Source organism: Undibacterium sp. Di26W (assembly GCF_049340265.1).
Classification (GTDB): domain Bacteria; phylum Pseudomonadota; class Gammaproteobacteria; order Burkholderiales; family Burkholderiaceae_D; genus Undibacterium.
Window position 1 is genome coordinate 182,713 of record NZ_JBMPOR010000010.1, and the last position, 20,749, is coordinate 203,461.

Sequence of the window (20,749 nt, forward strand, 5' to 3'; positions counted from 1 at the left end):
ATAATTTCAAACCAATAGTTCAGAAAAACAGGATTATCATATGAGCAAGATCACCTTTGATCTGGATGTCATGCGCACTTTCGTGACAGGCATAGAGCTGGGCAGTTTTGCCAAGGCCGCAGACAGGCTGGGGCGATCGACTTCTGCAGTCAGCGCACAGCTCAAGAAACTGGAAGAGCAGGTTGGTACCCCCATCTTGCGCAAAGCCGGGCGCGGCATGCTGCCCACTGCGGCCGGCGAAACCCTGCTGGCGTATGGACGCCGTTTGCTGGAACTGAATGACGAAGCCGCAGCAGCCGTGCGTGGCGTTGAGCTGGAAGGCTGGATCAGGCTGGGCATGCCCGAAGACTTTGGTGAGCGCATACTTACCGAGGTGCTGGGCCGCTTTGCACGTGCCCATCCCAAAGTCAGGATAGAGGCCAAAATTGCCCGCAATACCACGTTGCTGGACCTCATTATCAGTGGCCAGCTGGACCTGGCCCTGACCTGGGATGGCGGCATCACCACCCCGCATAGTGAGCACTTGCGCAACTATCCCATGCACTGGATAGGCGCAGCAGACCCCCATCTTCAACCGATCAATACGGCTACAGATCCTTTGCCCCTGGTTGCCTTTGAAGCGCCCTGCCTGATGCGCAGTTGCGCTACCGCTGCACTGGATCGTGCTCACATCCCCTGGCGCCTGGCCTTCACCAGCCCCAGTCTCAGCGGCATCTGGGCCGCTGTCGCCGCCGGTTTGGGAATAACCGTACGCACAGAAATCGGCCTGCCAGCCAACTTGCGCATCATCGACAATCCGGCACTCCCGGAACTGCCAATGCTAGGCCTGAGCTTACATCGCATGGAAGCAGAGCCGGAGATGGCTATCCAAAGATTGCGGGAGATTATTCTGGAGGCATTGGCTTAGTTCTTGGGTAATAACTGATGCACAAGATTAGTTGGACATTATCCAAATAACGACTAAGACGCTGTTGCGAAATTAAGATGACTCGGCGTCCCTGGCTAGGCGCTGTCGCCACAGACAGTACTTTAGTACGGGTTTTACATTCCGGCGACACAACAACGCCAGGTTAATTCCGCAACAATCTCTAAAGCTTTTCTTGGATTTTTTTAGCCATAAGCTGGTAACCGCGGAAACTAAGATGCGTATCTCCTGGGCGATATAAATCAACGACCTGGCTCGCTTGTTGTTCAAAATACGGTAAAAGTTTGACTTGGTTTATTCCTGCGGCATCAATTTCCGAAGATACATCTGGATAGTTAATCCTGTCTTCCGCATTACGAACAAATTGTTTATATACCGTTGATTTATCCGGAACAATAATCAACAAGAATTTCCATCCGCGCTGCGCAGCCATTTCCTGTAGCGCTTTCAAGTTGGCAATGCAACGCGTGATCATGGCTTTGTCCCATTCTTTCTTTCGCTCGTCAGTGCGGAAATACAATAGACGATCTGATTTGTTATTGGAAAATAACTTTCCAGTACTCATTGAAACATTAACAGCGTCACCTACAACAATGCGATCACGCAATTGTTCAGTGCTCCAGGAGTTTTTTGTTAAACGTAACAAATATTCCGGATCTTTGATCAATTTGAAAACTGGATGCCGGCGAACGATAATGCCAGAAGAGATTTCTACAGGTATTGGTACATCGTCACGACACGCACTCTGACGGAAGCGCCAAACGAAATCGCGCTCTATCACCTGAACGATAACTGTATGGACTGAGGGTGATTCTTGCTGCAAGTTCCAGCGCATCCAATTCGTGGCGCAACCAACATTTTTATAATGGAAAGTCAATGCTTTAAACTGCTTGTCAGCCGGCAAAAAAGATTGCCAGTTATTTTCATCAGAAAAAGAATCTCCCAATACCAGAATCGCCGGGGCAGCCAAATCCTTACCGCTTTCTCTACGATAGACCACTGGCTGCGCTGAGTGCTCAATAAAATCCCTTTGCACCCACAAGCCGGCCCTAACCATATCATCAATAGGAAATTTAAAGTACAAGGAAAGAGAAAAAAGCAAAAACGAAAATAAAAATACTGGTGCCAAAAAGGCCAGTAAATATCGCCTGGTTTTGAGGTCAGATATCATCAGAATTGGTAGTACAGGAAAGTACTAACTTTATAAAAATGACTTAACGACAGACAAAAGACACATCCTAAAAACAGTCCGACAAGAGGGTGGGGAATCCATCGAATATGCCATCTCTTTTCATTTTGGGTTTTACAAGGTAATTCAGCCTGATCGGAATAAGAAAAAATTTCTTGTGTGTTGGGAAGGCACCAGATCAAAAAACAACCCAATGCCAAAAAAGAAAAATATGGTACGTCCCAAAACAATATGGATATCATGGGTGTAAAAATGAAGGAATTACCCTCTCCCATGCAGCCTTTTAGCAAGACCGCCGCAGCGGATACATTGTCCGCCCGAAAGAATATCCAGGCAAACATCACACAGACAAAGGTCAGCATGCAACTCAATGCGCGCGAAGTCAGTGGTGAAAAGATTTTCAATGTCACATGCCTCGCTACCACCTCACGCCAAAGATGGTTCACGATCAAGAATACGCCATGCAACCCACCCCACACCAGAAATGTCCAGTTTGCACCATGCCATAATCCGCCCAGCAACATGGTGATACCCAAATTAAGATAGCGACGGCCTGATCCCTTGCGGTTACCGCCCAAAGGAATATACAAGTATTGCAGTAAGAATTGCGACAGGGTCATATGCCAGCGCCGCCAGAAATCAATGATACTTTCTGCCTTGTAGGGTGAAGCGAAATTCACTGGCAGGCGCACGCCAAATAGTAGCGACAAGCCGACTGCCATATCTGAATAACCAGAAAAATCAAAATACAATTGCAAGGTATAAGACAAAACACCGACCCAACTGCTTTCCAATGCCAGCATATCCCCATTTTTTGCCGCTTGAAATACTACATCGGCAGTAGCTGAAAAATTATCTGCCAGTAAAACTTTCTTGGCCAGGCCAACAGTAAAAATGCTGAGTCCAAGTGCCACATTATTCCACTTCAGGCACCCCGTCTCCGAATTCAACAACTGTGGCATCACCTGTGCATGATGAATGATGGGGCCGGCAATGAGATGAGGGAAATAGGTCACAAACAGCAGGTAATGAATAAAATCAACCTCTTGTGCTTTGCCTCTGTAGACATCCACCAAAAAAGCAATCTGGGTAAACGTGAAGAATGAAATACCCAGCGGGAGCACAATATCGGGTACGGGCAGGTGTATCCCTGGCACTACATTAATTGTCTGCAAAAAAAAATTTGCATATTTAAAAACACCGATGTTCGCCAGGTTGAGGGCGATAGCAAATATCAGCAGATACTTGGCCGTATACTGATTTTTTGCGTGCATCAGGGAACGGGCAAATCCATAATTCAAGATGATAGAGGTCAGCAACAGCAAGACCAACTGTGGCGTCACCCAGCCATAAAACACCAAGGATGCAATGGCAAGGCAGAAAACCGCCAGTGAATGGGATTTTTTAGCTACAAGAAAAAATACACCCAAGACACAGGGTAAATAAACGAAAATGAATTCGTAAGAGTTAAAAAGCATATTTACTTTTTAAAAGCACTCAGATGATCTCACATACTGGCGGTCATCGAGATTTATCTGTTTAAGCATAGGAGTGGTGCCGAAATCACGTCCATTTTGCGAGAAAAATGCATTTTACCGTCTAACCTCAATCCGTAGAACTCATTTCATCTTGAAAAGAGCATTTTCATAATACGTTGGGAGATGCAGTGCACATCTTACCTAAACTTGGTTGTCATATTCAACATTGATTTGGCAAAGCGATGCCACGAGCTAAAATGCTCAACAGCTCTTTTCGCAGCCGTGCAAGTGAAAAAACCGGCTTTGCACCACAGGAGGTTACGATGCGAAAACCGGTTGTGTGATAGACGCAATACCACCCTTTTTCTTCTCTGATGATATACAACTGGTATTGGACCGGTCGCTATTAGCACGCTATACAGAACTTTCCTTCAATGCCGGTCGACTCGATACCTTCATCATCCTGAACACAGATGACTATTTGCGTATTGCCAAACCGATGCTATGTGATATTTGCGCCACTGCCTGATGCAACAATCCACATGCAATCAACTGTTACAGTCCACTAGCCTCACTGCGCCGATGTGACCTACATGCCGGGGGCTGTCTTCTGACGATTCCTGTTCCACCAACTGGTCAGCCACCACATCAGCACCAGTACCACTATCCAGGCCACATAACAGATCAGCAAAGACGGTTCATAATCAGGAATAACCACACCTTTGCTGCGGAAATCAATCTGCTGTCTGTAGCGCGTCTGCATATATAGACAGCCCAGCGCATGGATCAGGGCAATATGTACCAGGTAGAAAAACATGGGTGATTTGCCAAACAACATCAGCGTTGGCCAGGGGCGTTGTACATAACGCTCCAGTAATCCCAGTGCGGCCAGCCCTATACTTAGGGTAATGCATAGGTACAACAATGAAGGTGGATATTTATGCACCTTCACAAAGGACATCAGGTCAAACAAGAAGTTTTTCCCTTGCGCACTCCATGGGTCGGGGTCGCCATAAAAATTACCGCTACGTAAAATGATGAAACTGAACAACAAGACTGCTGCCGCTGCAAACAAGAGATGCTGTCTGCGTCTTGCATCCCACAGCATGACGGGGCCAATCGCATAACCGCCTGCCATCAAGCCTATCCACGGCATGAGGGGGTAGGCAAAATAAATACCGATATCCCCCAACAGCGGGTAATACCCGCCCTGATGCCAGGCCATGAAAAGTACGCCACTATCCTTGCCATGCAAGGCATCCAGCAGATTGTGCGGCAAGATCAGTGCCGCAGCGCAGATGATCAAGGCCCAGCGTGGCAGCCAGATCAGGCCAGCCAATACCATCATGGCGACACCTATGGCCCATATCACTTGCAAAATGAAAGTCGTGAAACCGAATTGCCAGCTAAAGCTGACCCAGGTCCATTCCAGCAATACCAGCAGGGCACCACGGCTAAACAGATAGCGCGACATGTCTTTCTTGTCTCTGTGCTGGCTGCGTAAAAATGCCGACATACCAGCCAGCATGACAAAAATAGGCGCGCACAAATGCGTGATCCAGCGCGTCCAGAACAAGCCCGGAGAACCGAGTTGCAAATCCAGCGGATCGAAAGCCGTGGGGGTAAAAAAATCGCGGGTATGGTCCAGCGCCATCAGCACAATCACCAGTCCGCGCAATAAATCGATAGCCTGCAGGCGCGATTGCTTGTTCATGAGATATTTTCCCGTTTTCAAGGAAGCATGGTTATGTCTTTTTGATGCACAGATTTTACCGATGTCCGCTTGCAAACCACAAAGGATTTCCAATTCTGTCATGCCAAATCAGGTAAGACTGTTCTTTTTATGCCTATCCTGACCATGCCAGAAAATTGTCGACAAGAAAAAGCCCTCTATCCTGTCCAGACAGAGGGCTGATTCAATCAACTACGAAAATCAGTGCATGGCAAGCCAATCAGTCGCCATCCCCATCTTTCGCGCGTCCGCTCAATACCTTGTGCAGACTCTGCTTTGCTTTTCGACGTTCGGTACGTTCGACACGGTAGCTGCCATGGGCACCGGCCTGGCGTTGCTTTGCCAATACGGCCAGGGGGTTCCTGGGTTTGGGTAATTTAATACGGATTTTCATCTTCTACCCTTTCACACAAACAACCTGACGCAGCGTATGCACTACTTCTACCAGGTCATGCTGATGTGCCATCACCTGGTCGATATCTTTATACGCTGCCGGAATTTCATCTACCACGCCACCATCCTTGCGACATTCTATACCAGCAGTTTGTGCTGCCAGATCGAAGCGGTTGAATTTGCGCTTGGCTTCAGTACGGCTCATCCTGCGCCCTGCCCCGTGTGAACATGAACAGAAAGATTCAGGATTACCCTTGCCCCTGACAATATAACTGCGCGCGCCCATGCTGCCAGGAATGATACCCATTTCACCAGCGCGGGCAGAAATCGCACCCTTGCGTGTAATGAACAGCTTTTCATTCGCATGGGTTTCCTGTGACACATAATTGTGATGGCAATTGATCGCCTCACCATCCAGTTTGAAGCTGGTTACCTGCTGCGCCAACACATCCAGCGCACGACGCATCATTTCGCTACGGTTGACGAGGGCATAGTCCTGCGCCCAGTCAACTGCTTCGACATAGTCGTCAAACAGTTCAGAGCCTTCGCTGAAATAGGATAAATCCTTGTTCGGCAAATGAATCTGATGTCTTAGCATATCCTTCTTTGCGGCGGAAATGAAATAGCGTCCTATGACATTTCCTATACCGCGTGAACCGGAATGCAGCATGACCCAGACGCGCTGTTCTTCATCAATACAGATTTCGATGAAATGGTTGCCACCACCCAGTGTGCCCAACTGACAGATCCAGGTTTGGGCAAACTTGTGTTGCATTTTCATGATGCCCTTGTGTCTGGCCACTATCTTGTCCAGCCTGTCATTCAAGGGCCTGCCAACACGGGCATGGGCCGAACCACGTACCTTGTTCCATTCATGCTGTTCAAACCCGACAGGAATGGAAGCTTCCAGTGCACTGCGCAGTTTGGCCAGATTGTCAGGCAACTGGCTTGCTGTCAACGTCGTGCGCACGGCATTCATGCCGCAACCGATATCCACACCGACGGCAGCAGGAATAATCGCCGACCGGGTTGGTATCACGCTCCCCACCGTTGCACCTATACCGGCATGCACGTCAGGCATGGCCGCCACATGGGGGTGAACAATGGGCAGGTTGGCAATATTCAGCAACTGCTGCAAGGCAGTGTGATCAATATCGTCCGTAAAAATATGCACAGGGACACGTCCCTTATGCAAACTCTTTGCTATAGGCATACATATTCTTTCTATGATGCCGGTGTTTTTCTCTGCTATATCATGCTATATCAAGCAATATTTTCTGATACCGATATGCTTTCTTTGGGATGAGCAAAGCCCGACCGCCATGGAATCATTCCATGGAAGTGCTGCTTGCCCAAACCACCATACAGGTCCGGAAATTGAAAAACCCCGACGAGTTTCCTCACCGGGGTTTTCGAAAAAAACGACCGGCTCGGGTAGGCTGTGCCTTAACCCCGAGCGTCGCGCACAGGGGCTAAGAATCTTGATTGTTGTTAGCCGTATTCCGTGGCATGGTCGTTCCTTTCTTTGAATTGGGGTTGATAAAAAATCGAATTGCAAAACTGCTGCATCTCGAAGAACTTCTATTCTGCATGAAAAGAAATCGCTGTGTCAATCAATTTAATTCAGCTTACGATTCCGTTCACATAGAACGCATTATGTTTTTTCAGAGTACGTTCTCAACTGGCGAATGCATACGACACAGGAAAGCGCGTTCCTCGACTGAGAATTCAGTACGCACAGCTAAAAACTTGCTGATTACCTCGGCATTGGTCTTTGCATGGTCGGACACCTGACTCGTAGTAAAACTGCCGCCACCGGCCAAGGCAAACAACAACATGATCTGATCTGCTAAATGTTCGCCCACTGCTGCACCAGACGCAACGTACTCACGCAATTCCTGTACTGTTTTTTTGGCGACATTTTCTGCCTTGACTGCTTTTTCACCGAAGCCACAAAACACTTCTGTGACCTGTTGATGTTCAAGCGTAATCAGCAACACATTGCCTGGCCCCTGATCATTGCTCAGGCCACGGATCAGCAACTGATCTTGCGACCAGCCCATGTCGCTGCCCACGCATTGCAGTTCGCGCTTGGCTACGTCTGCCGGCACGCCAGCAATAAAACTTTCGGCATAGCCTTTAAGTCTTTCGCCACGCTCCAGCATATCCAGTTTTTTCAACCGCTTGCAAGGCGAGATTCTGGCGATGATTTCACCGCCCCCTGCCGGGAAAAAGCCATAGCGTTTCAATTCAAAACTGACTTCAGCGCCCATCTGTTGCAGCACCCGGCCATAGGCCTTTTGCAAGAATTGCGCGGGCGGTGCCATGTCGTTGTGGGTGCCGCCTGTGATACGGATAGTGCTGGGCGTATCCGCATACAGCAAGGCTGGCACCAGCGTCTGCAACACCAGGGTACAACTGCCGGCACTGCCTATGGCAAACTGGTAGTCACCACCCCGTATGGTTGATGGAATAAATTCCAGCATCGTCGAACCCAGTTGCGTACCCGTCACCTGGGCACCACTGATGGCAGCAGCAGCCTGCACGGCCACCAGATGCTGACGCAAGAGGCCGGGCTTGGCACGACCGGCACGGATATTCACAATACGGAACGGCTGACCGGTAATCATGGACAGGCTGAGGGAAGTACGCAAAATCTGACCGCCACCTTCACCCAAAGAGCCATCCAGCTCTATCATTTTTTTGTTCATTATTTTTATTTTCAAATCAAAATCAAGACCTCTCAACACAGAGGCACAGAGACGCAGAGAAAAACATGAGAAGATTCGGTTTTCTCCAATTGGAGTGAATTTTCATTCCAAAGATTTTCTCTTGTTCTTCTCTGTGTCTCTGTGCCTCTGTGGTTAATGGTCTTACGTAAATCAACCCTTAACACACACAATCTGCTTCAAGGTATGTACTACTTCCACCAGGGCGCTTTGTGCATGCATCACGGCGTCGATGTCTTTATATGCCATAGGGATTTCATCAATCACATCGGCATCTTTACGGCATTCCACACCTTCGGTTGCGGCGATCTGATCGGCGACGGTATACAGTTTTTTGGCTGCGGTACGGCTCATGGTACGACCTGCACCATGGCTGCAGCTGTTAAAACTTTCTTCATTTCCTTTACCGCGCACAATGAAGCTTTTTGCTCCCATGGACCCTGGGATAATCCCCAATTCACCAGCACGCGCCGATACTGCGCCCTTACGGGTTACCAGCACATCTTTACCGAAGTGATGCTCTTTCTGTACATAGTTATGGTGACAATTCACCGCTTCCACATGGGTTTCAAACGGTTTGCTGATCACGGTACGCACGGCAGCAATCAAGTTTTGCATCATCACTTCACGATTCAAGCGCGCAAATTTTTGCGCCCACCCTACGGCTTCAATGTAATCATTGTAATGTTGAGTACCTTCCGGCAAATAAGCCAGATCCTGATCTGGCAGGTTGATGAAATGGGTACGCATATCCTGCTTGGCCATTTCAATGAAATGGCTACCGATCGCATTACCTACACCACGTGAACCGGAATGCAGCATGAACCATACGGCATTCGCTTCATCCAGGCAAACCTCAACGAAGTGGTTACCGCTACCCAAAGTTCCCAGGTGACGGTAGTTGTTGGTGTTTTTCAAACGTGGGGTTTTCAAACAGATTTCATCGAAACCCTCTTTCAACTGTGCCCAGGCGGTATCCACTGCGCTTGGCGGGCTTTCCCATGCACCTTTATCACGGCCTTTGAAGCTACGGGTCTTGGGCGACATACCATGCGGTATGGCTTTTTCTATTGCAGTACGCAAAGGGCCCAGGTTATCTGGCAAATCATTGGCATGCAAAGTGGTTTTGGCAGCCATCATCCCGCAACCGATATCCACACCGACAGCAGCAGGGATCACGGCACCCAGGGTAGGAATCACGCTACCGATGGTAGAACCTTTACCCAAATGCACATCCGGCATCACGGCAATATGTTTGTAGATGAAAGGCATACGCGCGGTATTCGCCAATTGCTTTTTGGCTTCATCCTCAACCGGAACCCCTTTGGTCCACATTTTGATAGGACGACCATTTTCGTATTGCATTACATCATAATCTTCGTGTTTCATATTTTCTCTTTTTATTTTCAATTTCTTGGGCGGCGACAAGGGGTGATGAAACGTCTGTGGTTGCCCACAAGCGCTCTACCACTGAGCTACACGGCATCAATGACACTGTGATGGGGATCGAACCCACGACCTCTTCGTCCTTAGCGATGTAGTTTCATCAGCATTCGCCTAAACTTTTTTACCGCAATTTTATTAACCGCTGCCTTACTTCTCTTACTTTAAACCCTGCCATTTTTTGGGGTGGCGACAATATTCGGTGAAATGTATGTGGTCACCCACAGGTGCTCTACCAACTGAGCTACACGATACCGAGATATCGTGACGGGTTTCGAACCCGCGACAGCCTCATTAAAGTGATGTAATTTCACCAGCATTCGCCTAAACTTTTACTCGCAGCACAAGCTCATTCATTTTCAATTATTTGCGGCGACAAGGGAAGGTGAAACGGCACGGCCAGGAGCATCTCTGAGAGACGCAGTACCCAGGTTACATAAGACCGGACATGCATCTTTTTCACCACTTAGGACCGTTGAATGTTCACCAGCATTCGCCTGAAAACTTCAATGTTTGTACTTTGCTGCCAGGCCACTCAAATGAGTTTCCCTGGCTAGCATCTTTCTTTGTTGCTCTTTCTTCCTGCAAGGACGACACCGCACAGCTAAACTATTGATATTGCCCTGCATGATTTCACACCACCACTTCTGCTGCTTGCCCGTCCATATCTGGGCACATCCACAATCACGACAATTAAAGGCATAGTCCACATAAAACAAGGGTAGCAAACCGTATGTACTAGTGTGTCTTAATATTTCACGATCAGCCATAACTGCTCCGGCAGGTGCTGGCATCGCATAGATATCAAAACTTTCTTTCACAGGTATGCGGGCACGCCACTTTTCCATGATTTCTGTTCGTCTTTGTATTCCGCTTTTCATCACGTCAGCACTGTTAAATAAAACCCCGACAAGTGTTACCAGGACCTTCTGACCCATCCTTACGGTGTGGACCAGTTTGGAGTCGAACCAATGTATACCGATGTAATCCTGATTGCATTCGGGTAAAACCTTATTGAACAAGTGTAAGACAAGAGTTTGAAGTGACCGCTGCATTTTCGAAATGTAGTCACGTCTGCATTCTTACACTGTTCAAAACCTTTACAACTAAATATAGCTACAATTCCTTTGAACCACCCTCTGACAAGAATTACTGTGAACATTGCAAATGTAGTCACATGAGCATTCAGATGGTATTCAAGAAAACGACACAATGATATTTATTGAATATGGCATGACAAAAACAGAGGGTGATTTAACATTACAAGTGTAATCACATCAGCATTCATACCATATTCAAAACCTGTACTACGACATCTGCTTGCGATATTGAGAAATACTGGTCGACAAGGTTTGCTTGCGATTTTTTTTGGATGTAATCGCCTGCGCATTCGTACAGCATTTCAAACTCAAGACCACACTCAAATGGTCATTGAAGCACTGCATGACAAGATTTAAAGGTGATTTTACAGCTTCGAGATGTAATCACATTTGCATTCATGCTGCGTTCAAAAACATTTACTACCTGGACTGATGAGGCACTTACAGCATTTGCCCCACCAGCGGCTCTCTAAGAACCTGCTTGCGATCTGTAGCGAGCGAGCGTCAGCGGGGTGAAGAGCAGCGCAAAAAGCGGAATGTACTCTAAGTACATGAGCATTTTGAGCAGCGCATGAGCCCCGATCACGCTCGCGCAGTAAGATCGTAAACAGGTTCTAAATATCGATTGCTTTTACTTCACCTACCCAATGCTCTGCACTCAACTGACCAGCAGCGAATGAGGCGATGATCTTGAAGACGGCATCAGAAAAACCACCGACATTCAATACATCATCTCTTTCGGCTGCCTGGCTTGTGCCATACGGCGCAATGTCTATACAAACCAGTTTCGCTTGCGGATTACGTTTCTTAAACGCATTCCATTCAATCATGGTTGCTGTTGAACGGCTACGGCCTGCATCCATCCATGATTCATTGTCAGACACAAAGATCACCAGATCAGCCTTGGCGTTTTCTTTGTTCAACTGCACCAGTGGCGCACTGCAGTTGGTTCCACCACCACCTATCGCTGCCAGTTTTTGCGCGTTCGTCATCACGCTGTCACGTGGATTCAAATCGCATTTTACGACCTGATTTTCAAATGGCAGCACCAGCGTAGACGGGTTCTTGCGCAACATGGCTGCCGCAACCAGGGCTGCCACGTCTATGCAACGGACAGCTGTCGTTGCAGAACCACGCTGACCACTGACAGGTGAAGACATGGAACCTGACACGTCGGCACACACCACAACCTGACCAAGTATTTCTGGCACATTGCTCAAAGCGATTTCCATCGCATCCTGCAAGGCATTCTTGATTGGCAATGGCACGCCTTCATTGGCGGCCTTGTATGCCGCCAGCAACTGGTAAGGAAACACCTTGGCTTTGGCAATAGCCTCTGCATTACGCAATTTGTCGGCAATCAACTCAACCATGCCCGGCAATTCATAGACGCCATGACGGCCAAAGGTATTCAAGTTCATACGCAACATCTGCCAGCCAGCTTGGCGGGCAATTTGCGCCCAGTCTTCTGTCGTCAAATCCATCGCTGTCAGCATCTGGAAAGGCACGTCCGGCAAAGCCGGGCTACGGTCTTTCTTGTACGCTTCAAACGCTGCCACGACGGGTGGCAAGGCTTCGGCCTTGTATGGCTTGCCTATCAACCAGGCAAAGAAAGCTTCACGCCATGCTTCGACTGGTTTTGGGTGCACCATCTTTACCACGTCGGCCAGGGATGGGGTCGTACCTACGGCTGCCGCCAGCAATTCTTTTTCACTTGCGGTGTTCAACCAGGCTTGTACCAATTTCTTTGGACGTGAACCCAAAGACTTACGACCGATAGCACCTGAACGCAAGATTTGCACAAAGTTACGCAACATCTTGCCATTGTTCATCACCCGTTTAAAGGTGCGCGGCAATTCAACTGCGTTGCGCATGGTCAGCGCTGCGACCAGCAAAGCCGGCATGTCTTTCATGTAGCCACGTTCACGACAGTAAATAGCAGTCTGGGCGACAAACAGCGGTGATACTTCTTTTGTCAAATCCAGTACCGTTGCCAGTTGTGCTTCTGCACTTGCATAGTAAGTCGCGTTCAGGCAACCCGTTGCTGCATATTGCGCCAGCTTGTGTTCAGGCGTGAACCTGTAGGCAGGCACACCTGAAAAATTTGTTGTGTCAGTCACTGGCAAAAATGTGTTTGCGAATGATGTTTTTAAAGTTTGGAATAATTGTGTATTAACCATTTTATTTCCTTTATTTTCTTCTTTTTAAATTTGGTGGACACGACGGGATTCGAACCCGCAAAACGTGGCGACCAGAGCATTACTTCCGGCTGCAGTGATGATTGGAAACGCGCGCCAGTTGACACCCTTACGGGGAGCGGCAACCTGCATCTGCAACCTTGCTCATCACAACACTTAGACCACATCTGGTTTTATCCAGACCACCCAGTCCTCTATCGTTTTCGGTGGTGGCACTCCCTTCATGCCTGCATGCCCTTCCACTACGGTATTGCAATGGCCGTGCCAGCTTTTCAAAAGCCCCATTAAAATTTAATAAGCAATTGATTTATATAAGTATTTCTAATAATCATCCACTTTCAGTCTTTTCACTCTTTATCCAGAAATAAACTATAATTATCTTTATAGATAAATACTTATCCAAATATGAAACCCAAAAACAAGGTAGTGATAGGATTTATTGGCACTCAACTAGACAATGGCAAAGGCAGTGGCCGCTGGGAGAAGTGGCGACCTACGGTAGCGTTGACGCAGCGCGACGATATTGCCATTGACCGCATAGAATTGCTGCACAGTGGCCAGCATGATGCGTTGATAGGGCAATTGAGAAACGATATTGCCGCCACCTCGCCGACCACCACATTACGCACGCATCAGTTGGCGATACAAGACCCCTGGGATTTTGAAGAGGTGTATGCCAGCCTGTTTGATTTTGCCAGGTCATATCGCTTCGATACCGATACTGAGGAATACTGGATACATATCACCACTGGCACGCACGTGGCACAAATCTGCCTGTTCCTGATGACAGAGGCTAACTATTTGCCCGGCAAACTATTGCAGACCTCGCCGCCACGTCGGCAGATCAAGGGCAATACCGGTGAAATTGCCCTGATTGATCTGGACCTGTCACGCTATAACCAGATTGCCCAGCGCTTTACCCGCGAAAAAGAAGAAGGCGTGGCATTTTTAAAGTCTGGCATTGCTACCCGCAATGCGCGCTTCAATACCATGATTGATGAGATTGAACGGGTTGCCATCAAATCTCGTGCACCTATCTTGTTGATGGGCCCAACCGGTGCCGGTAAATCATTCCTGGCGAAGCGGGTGTTTGAATTGAAAAAGGCCAGGCACAAGCTGGAAGGGAAATTTGTCGAAGTCAATTGCGCCACGCTGCGTGGTGATGGTGCCGGCTCCACTCTGTTTGGTCATATCAAGGGTGCATTTACCGGTGCCATGTCAGATCGCCCCGGCTTGCTGAGAGCGGCGCACAAGGGCTTGTTATTCCTGGATGAAATCGGTGAACTGGGCCTGGATGAACAAGCGATGCTGCTAAAGGCCGTGGAAGAAAAACGGTTCTTGCCGGTAGGGGGCGACCATGAAGTACAAAGCGATTTCCAGTTGGTGGCAGGCACCAACCGCGAGCTTGGCAAGGAAGTCGCTGCCGGTCGCTTTCGCGAAGACCTGTTTGCCCGTATCAACTTATGGACCTATGAATTGCCGGGCCTGAGTGAACGAGCAGAAGATATTGCGCCAAACATGGATTACCAGTTGGCGCAGTTCAGTAGCGAGTACGGACAAATGGTGCGCTTCAATAAAGAAGCCCGGGATCGCTACATGACCTTTGCCACCTCCGCACAAGCTGTATGGACAGGTAACTTCCGCGACCTGTCGGCATCCGTCACCCGCATGGCAACCCTGGCCGATGCGGGTCGCATCAATGACCACATAGTAGAGGATGAAATCAAGCGCCTGCAACGCCTGTGGTCGCATGCCGGGGACAAGGATGGCATGGCATCAGAAATTGACTTGCACACCTACCTGGATACGCAGCAAATTGCCGTACTGGATCTATTCGATGCCTTGCAGCTCAAGGCGGTACTGGGCATCTGCCTGCACAGTAAATCGCTGTCAGAAGCAGGTCGGAAACTATTTGCCGCCTCACGCAGCACAAAAGCCAACCCGAATGATGCCGACAGGCTGAAAAAATACCTGCATAAGTTCGGTTTAAGCTGGGCAACACTGAATCAGCCGACATAAGCATCCATGCTAATTATGCCGGTCAATGATGACGTATTCGTTGTCTGTGGAACAGAAAAACGCAAACCCTCTGCGGGTCAGCATTTTCATCATCTTGGAATCTGGCTTGCAGGCGGCAAACAAGCGGCGATTTTTAAAATGCATACAGAAAAAATCTGTCATGGCCGACCCTATACCCAGCCCCAGATAATCATCTTTCACTACCATGGCATGCAATTCGCGCTCTGACCCATTCATGCTGTCCAGACCATACAGCATGAAAAAGCCGGCAACCCGACCGTTGATGATGGATACCCAAAATTCGACGGATACTTTTTGCTTCCCGCCTATCCAGACATCCCGTATCGTCTGGCCTTCAACAATGCCCTGTCTGAATGCCTTGGCAATCGTCTTTTGCAACACCGTATTGGACAATTCTTCCGACAGGCCGCCACTCCTGGCACCGCAGACAGCAACCTCGACAATTTCGTCAGCGTCCTCTGGCAGGGCGCGCCTGATGCTAGCCTTGATACGTTTTTGCCGACGCAGATGACGCAGATGGGTTTCGAGAAAATCCGCATACCTGGACTGACGCTGACTCATTCTCTGGATGGTTATTGCCAGTATGGCGATGGCGGCAAACAGCACAAAACTCTGTGCGATATCAAAGACCATCAAGCTAGAACTGCCGACCGGGAAAGTCTGGCTGAACACCTGCACCCGCGCCAGGCTGCACAAGCTGACAAAGAAAATGGTCCACCGCCGCGACAGCAGGCTGGCACTGATCGCCACAGGGAAAACATAGAACGGCGCAAAAAAAGTCAGTTGCCCGGTATATTCGTCCAGCCAATAAATCAGGCTGACCACCAGTAACAGGCACAGCACTAACCAGCGTTTATCCAGTGTGATAACTCTGTTTTTTACAACCGTAAGGAAAAGCTGAGGTGACATGACACTTCTAAAAGGGGGTGAAGATTTGTCGCAAGAATGAATCCACATAGGCACACATGGCTTACAAGACAATCGATGGCAAATATGCCACACTTTCTTGAAAAAAGACGTTTCAAATTGTTACCGACGCAACAATACCACTTGCCCGTATGACATCCATTTTCATACTGACGAAACGAACTGTCGGCTTTAGGAAAATGCCGTGTGAAATGCAGCCCCTTTTGCACACTAACCACGTCATGACACGCACCTGATGGCGCACCGTCTTTTTACTGACATTTTTTCCTTCACATGCTTAAACAACCCACTTGAGCAACAAGCAAGACAAATCAACACCAAATCACCATTGGGAATACTGGATGGCAATTAAATCACCTTAATATTTTGATATTGATGATGATTTATTACCTGTATTTCGCGTCTAAATACTGATAACTGCAACAAACCATCCTGGTTTAATGATTAACTTGCAAGAAACTGTAATAAAATTTGCCAGTTAGTCAAAAGCTAAGTAGCATCTTTTTCGCTCCATTGTTTTCCACTGCAAGTACTAGGTCACAAGCCATAACGCCATACCCTACTTATCGAAGGAAAATCCATGAACCTGATTGAACGCGCGAAAAACATCACGCTGACCCCGCAAACAGAATGGCCAGTCATTGCAGAAGAAAGCACTACTACGGCGAGTCTCTACCAGCACTATATTGCGCCACTGTCTGCTATCCCTGCGCTTGCCAGTTTCATCGGCATGACTTTCATCGGCATGAGCCTGCCCTTTATAGGTACAGTACGCACTCCTATCCTGATCGGCATCACGACGCTGGTACTGAGTTTTGTGCTGGGTTTGGTCGCCACTTATGTGATCTCCCTCATCATCAACGCGCTGGCACCCAATTTTGGTGGCGAAAAAAATCCCATGCAAGCGCTCAAGGTCACTGCTTATGCATTTACACCGGCATGGGTGGCCGGGATACTGAACATTATTCCCTCGCTGGGCATGCTCGGCCTGATCGCCGCGTTCTACAGCATTTATGTCCTGTACCTGGGCTTGCCTGTGCTAATGAAAGCCCCCAAGGAAAAAGCAGCTGCCTACACCGCTGTATCGGTGATTTGCTCCATCGTCCTGATGGTGGTGATATCTACCGTGGTTGGTGCAGTTGGCGGTGCGTCCCTGTTTGGTTCAGGTGCATTGCGCTCGATATCCAAGTCAGAAGAAGCCAACGGCGCTCTGGGTGAATTGGCAAAAATGGGTAAGCAGATGGAAGAGGCTAACAAAAAAATGGAAGCCGCAAAAAAATCGGGCGATCCGCAAGCCGAGGCGAAAGCAGCCACCGAAGCCCTGGGTGCCGTCATGGGTGCCGGCACCCAGGCTGAAGTGGTCGATAAAGACAAGCTGAAAGCGCTACTGCCAGATGCCATCGGCGGCTTGAAACGCAGCAGCCTGGAAGGGGAGAAATCAGCCATGGGTGAATTCAAAATCTCCAAAGCGGATGCGCGCTATACCGACGACAACAACCGCCAGATCCAGGTATCAGTGACCGACACCGGCGGCAGCAAGATGTTCGGTGCCATGTTTGCCTGGGGCATGATGGAACAGGATAAGGAAACCGATGGCGGTTACGAAAAAATGGGCAAGGTCAATGGTCGTCCCACCCATGAACGATTCCAAAAAGATGGCTCCGCCGGCGAATACAGCTTGCTGGTAGCAGGCCGTTTCATTGTTGAAACCCGTGGCCAGAATGTCGATATGGCAGCAATCAAGGCTGCCTCTGCCGCAGTCGGTTATGACAAGCTGGAAGCGATGAAGAACGACGGTGCAAAATAAAGCTTGCGAGTGCTATGGCGGCACCCCGAAGGTGTCGCATGGGGTTGAGGATTTTAGGCAGGTGGCGGCTTCCTTTGCTTTGTCGCACATCGCAGTGACGTATGAGCAGGCTTGGCGACACGGCCAGGTGTTGGCTGGCGTGAAGTCGCATGAGGAGGTTCTTGCCGAGTTGCTGGCAGCGTTTACACTGCCTCGGGGTGAGACCGTGCAGGAGAATTGAGCATCCTCCCGCACATCTCAGCGGCGGCCGGGTCAGGAATGTCGTAATGAAAGAACTGAACCCGGCTCTGCTTAGAAAAATCCGGGGCACTATTGTGACGGGCTGACTTTCTCTTTATCGGCAGCCTGTTTGCGGACAAAACGCATGCTCCCCTTGTTACCCCTCACCTCACCGTCAATAACTGTTGGTGTAAACCTACATTTTTTGAGTATGCCAAGCAGTTCACCATACAGTTTTCCATCATCTTTGAAGTTCCCGCCATGCATGCTGTGGGGTTTTCCATCAATATTTATCTTGAAGCTGATATCATTATCTTGCGGCTTGCCAGTGACGAGTATCATTTCAAAGCTGTCTGATTTGCAGTTGGTGTCGATTAACTCTGGTTTTGGATAGGGCTTGCCGCCGGGATTGGCCTTCCAGTCATAGTCATAATACGCCCATCCCACAGTAGGGCGGTCTTCATATGTTGGCACAGTAAATTTGCATTGTGCTATGGTATCGAGTGCCAGATCATCCAAGCGCTTCCAATCACTGCTGCTGGAGGTATATCTGCCGACCACCTCGCCATCTTCTGCAATCAGGAACCTCAAGCTCATCGAACCATCCATTTCGTACCGGGTAGTTTCAGGCGGAAACGGCGGATTCTTGCAACTCTCTTTGACCAGGACTGGGCCTTTGTATTTTGGGTTGAGTGATACCTGCCATATGATAGAAGGTGGATTCAACACTGCCTGCATATCAGTTTCCAATTGCTTTGCCAGGTCATCACGCTTCGTCTCTTGATAAACCTTGATCAGATCAAGCACAGCGTTTTTCTTGTATGTATTGTCCACATCATATTCTTGTTTTGCCTTGTTAAGAAAAACGGCCAGCCTCAAATAGTTCTCCGCTTTATCCCATTCTTTCTGACGCACGTATATGTTGCCAAGGAAGGCAAATTCCTCGTCCAGCCTGACTCCTATTGTTTTGCTGTTGACTTTTCCAAAAGCCTCGATAGCTTGAAGAGACAGTTTTTCTGCTTCTGGAAGCTGCCCCTGACGTACGAGCAGCTCAGCATATTTTCTCAAGAAATCAGGATACGCAAAGCCTGACAATTGCGGTTTTTTCTCTTTAAAAGCAAGTATCTGTAAACACACTTTTTGAGCCTGATCAAGCTGCCCGGATTTGATATACAAATCCATTTTTTGGGTAAGCACTCTTAGCAGCAATAAAGGCGTTTTGTCCTGCACTCTTTCAGCAATGACTAGTGCCTGCTGATTCAATGACCAGCTAATGTCAAATTTCTCAGTATTGCGGGACCACTTCCCTGCCGATGAGATCAGTTCATTGACGTTATCAATCGTATTTGCATGAGCAGCGTTTGATAATAGCAAGACGAGTGTGGATGCAAAGAGCGATTTCTTCATCATAGAAAGAGACGTTTTGAAAAAAAATGGAAAAAAGGGGTCAGGTCTCACAGTACGACAATTCTACGCTAAGGAACTGTGTGAGTATAAGACCGGCCTGTCTCCGACGTTCATTCTCGGAAAGTCTTTAAAGAAGGCGCGAATCAATACAAGTCTACTGTCAGCATTTTGCTTCAAATGCCCGTACTGCCCTGCTAACAGTGACATAGTGAACAGAGAAAAAGGCTGCAATTTCAGCCATGGAATAAGCGCCTGACCGATAAAAAACGGGGTCAAAATGGGGTCAGGTCTTATATTACGACAATCCTACACTAATGAAATGTATGAATATAAGCGTAGTAATCGGCTTGCTGCCGAAAATCGTGCCGAAGCAAACACGAGATTTTTACTCATTGAAAATCAATGAATTAGAATCTTTTCTTAAAAGAGACCCCAGCTTTCAAAGCTCTAATCTTAGTGGTCTTACCATGCTAGAAGCATAGCATGTTTTTCAGGAAACGTATGAATGTAAGACCTGACCCCAGCTTCCTCGACCCCAGCTTCCTCTGACCCCAGCTTCCTCCGGCTTCCTCCTGGCCTGTTTACGTTTAACGCCAAACTGTCCCAATAACCAGTCTGTATCCAGCCACGGCGGTGCATGCTGATCACGCACACAGAAATCATAGCTACTCCAGTGCCATTGCTCGGGCAATGACACCATCCCGGCACGTACTGGATTAAGAATGATGTAGCGCGTCAACTCCAACAGGTGCGCTTCTTTTTGTATCAGAATAGCTTTGTACCTGCCCTGGAACAAATGCCCGACTTGTTTGTGACGACGATTGAAACGCTGGGTATATAAACCATTGAGCTGGCGCATGCCACGCGACAAATTGCCATCGAGGGTTTCCACCAGCAGATGATAATGATTGCTCATCTCGCAGTAGGCATGTACCACCCAGTTGAAGCGGTCACATACCTCGGCCAACACCGTCAACCACTCCTGCCTGTCGTCATCATCCAAATAGATATCCTCACGCCTGTCTCCCCGAGAAGTGTAGTGGTCTAATAATAACGGACACCGAGATAGGTGGGATAATTCACTTATTGAGGAAAAGAGATGAAAGCAAAAAGAAGAACATTTGAGATTGGCTTTAAGTTGCAAGTTGTCCGTATGGTGACA

Annotated in this window: 15 protein-coding genes and 1 pseudogene; 4 read left to right on the forward strand and 12 right to left on the reverse strand. The window is 48.4% G+C overall.

The features are described from left to right. Positions 1–40 precede the first annotated feature (40 nt). On the forward strand, positions 41–907 hold the full coding sequence (locus ACO0LM_RS14290) for a LysR substrate-binding domain-containing protein (protein ID WP_423037954.1): 867 nt from the start codon (positions 41–43) through the stop codon (positions 905–907). A 181-nt stretch (positions 908–1,088) separates the two neighbouring features. Here ACO0LM_RS14290 and ACO0LM_RS14295 read toward each other — a convergent pair whose 3' ends face one another. Together ACO0LM_RS14295 and ACO0LM_RS14300 are read right to left on the reverse strand one after the other, a co-directional pair. Continuing rightward, positions 1,089–2,096 carry an alginate O-acetyltransferase AlgX-related protein gene (locus ACO0LM_RS14295; protein WP_423037955.1) on the reverse strand — a complete coding sequence of 336 codons (1,008 nt, stop codon included), beginning with the start codon at positions 2,094–2,096 and terminating at the stop codon, positions 1,089–1,091. Continuing rightward, complete coding sequence (locus ACO0LM_RS14300; RefSeq protein WP_423037956.1) at positions 2,096–3,472, reverse strand: MBOAT family O-acyltransferase; 1,377 nt, start codon at positions 3,470–3,472, stop codon at positions 2,096–2,098. The genes ACO0LM_RS14295 and ACO0LM_RS14300 overlap by 1 nt, the downstream gene beginning before the upstream one ends. A 457-nt stretch (positions 3,473–3,929) precedes the next feature. Between ACO0LM_RS14300 and ACO0LM_RS14305 the strand changes: the two are divergent. Beyond that, positions 3,930–4,121, forward strand: a pseudogene (locus ACO0LM_RS14305) (YbaK/prolyl-tRNA synthetase associated domain-containing protein); the annotation flags it as partial. A gap of 60 nt (positions 4,122–4,181) precedes the next feature. Here the strand turns inward: ACO0LM_RS14305 and ACO0LM_RS14310 are convergent. The 7 genes from ACO0LM_RS14310 to ACO0LM_RS14340 all read right to left on the reverse strand — a co-directional run bounded on the left by ACO0LM_RS14310 (position 4,182) and on the right by ACO0LM_RS14340 (position 13,109). Continuing rightward, entirely contained in the window at positions 4,182–5,306 is a 1,125-nt protein-coding gene (locus ACO0LM_RS14310) for a DUF1624 domain-containing protein (RefSeq protein ID WP_423037957.1), read from the reverse strand. Between the two features lie 238 nt (positions 5,307–5,544). Continuing rightward, positions 5,545–5,718, reverse strand: a complete 174-nt coding sequence (locus ACO0LM_RS14315) for a hypothetical protein (protein ID WP_423037958.1) — start codon at positions 5,716–5,718, stop codon at positions 5,545–5,547. A gap of 3 nt (positions 5,719–5,721) precedes the next feature. Then, on the reverse strand, positions 5,722–6,930 hold the full coding sequence (locus ACO0LM_RS14320) for an RtcB family protein (RefSeq protein ID WP_423037959.1): 1,209 nt from the start codon (positions 6,928–6,930) through the stop codon (positions 5,722–5,724). A 451-nt stretch (positions 6,931–7,381) separates the two neighbouring features. Further along, positions 7,382–8,428 carry an RNA 3'-terminal phosphate cyclase gene (gene rtcA, locus ACO0LM_RS14325; protein WP_423037960.1) on the reverse strand — a complete coding sequence of 349 codons (1,047 nt, stop codon included), beginning with the start codon at positions 8,426–8,428 and terminating at the stop codon, positions 7,382–7,384. A 171-nt stretch (positions 8,429–8,599) separates the two neighbouring features. Continuing rightward, positions 8,600–9,835 carry an RtcB family protein gene (locus ACO0LM_RS14330; RefSeq protein ID WP_423037961.1) on the reverse strand — a complete coding sequence of 412 codons (1,236 nt, stop codon included), beginning with the start codon at positions 9,833–9,835 and terminating at the stop codon, positions 8,600–8,602. A gap of 560 nt (positions 9,836–10,395) precedes the next feature. Further along, on the reverse strand, positions 10,396–10,737 hold the full coding sequence (locus tag ACO0LM_RS14335) for a zinc-ribbon domain containing protein (protein WP_423037962.1): 342 nt from the start codon (positions 10,735–10,737) through the stop codon (positions 10,396–10,398). Positions 10,738–11,603: 866 nt separating this feature from the next. After that, on the reverse strand, positions 11,604–13,109 hold the full coding sequence (locus tag ACO0LM_RS14340; RefSeq protein ID WP_423037963.1) for a vWA domain-containing protein: 1,506 nt from the start codon (positions 13,107–13,109) through the stop codon (positions 11,604–11,606). Between the two features lie 483 nt (positions 13,110–13,592). On the opposite strand from ACO0LM_RS14340, the gene rtcR reads away from it, so the two are divergent. Next, a complete protein-coding gene (rtcR, locus tag ACO0LM_RS14345) occupies positions 13,593–15,206 on the forward strand; it encodes an RNA repair transcriptional activator RtcR (RefSeq protein ID WP_423037964.1) in 1,614 nt (537 codons plus the stop codon). Between the two features lie 9 nt (positions 15,207–15,215). On the opposite strand, the gene ACO0LM_RS14350 is transcribed toward rtcR, so the two are convergent. After that, on the reverse strand, positions 15,216–16,136 hold the full coding sequence (locus tag ACO0LM_RS14350) for a GNAT family N-acetyltransferase (RefSeq protein WP_423037965.1): 921 nt from the start codon (positions 16,134–16,136) through the stop codon (positions 15,216–15,218). Between the two features lie 598 nt (positions 16,137–16,734). On the opposite strand from ACO0LM_RS14350, the gene ACO0LM_RS14355 reads away from it, so the two are divergent. Beyond that, the gene (locus tag ACO0LM_RS14355) at positions 16,735–17,961 is read left to right on the forward strand and encodes a Yip1 family protein (RefSeq protein WP_423037966.1); all 1,227 of its coding nucleotides are present in this window, start codon (positions 16,735–16,737) and stop codon (positions 17,959–17,961) included. Positions 17,962–18,270: 309 nt separating this feature from the next. Here ACO0LM_RS14355 and ACO0LM_RS14360 read toward each other — a convergent pair whose 3' ends face one another. After that, complete coding sequence (locus ACO0LM_RS14360) at positions 18,271–19,590, reverse strand: energy transducer TonB (RefSeq protein WP_423037967.1); 1,320 nt, start codon at positions 19,588–19,590, stop codon at positions 18,271–18,273. A gap of 487 nt (positions 19,591–20,077) precedes the next feature. Next, entirely contained in the window at positions 20,078–20,731 is a 654-nt protein-coding gene (locus ACO0LM_RS14365; protein ID WP_423037972.1) for a transposase, read from the reverse strand. Between the last annotated feature and the right edge of the window lie 18 nt (positions 20,732–20,749).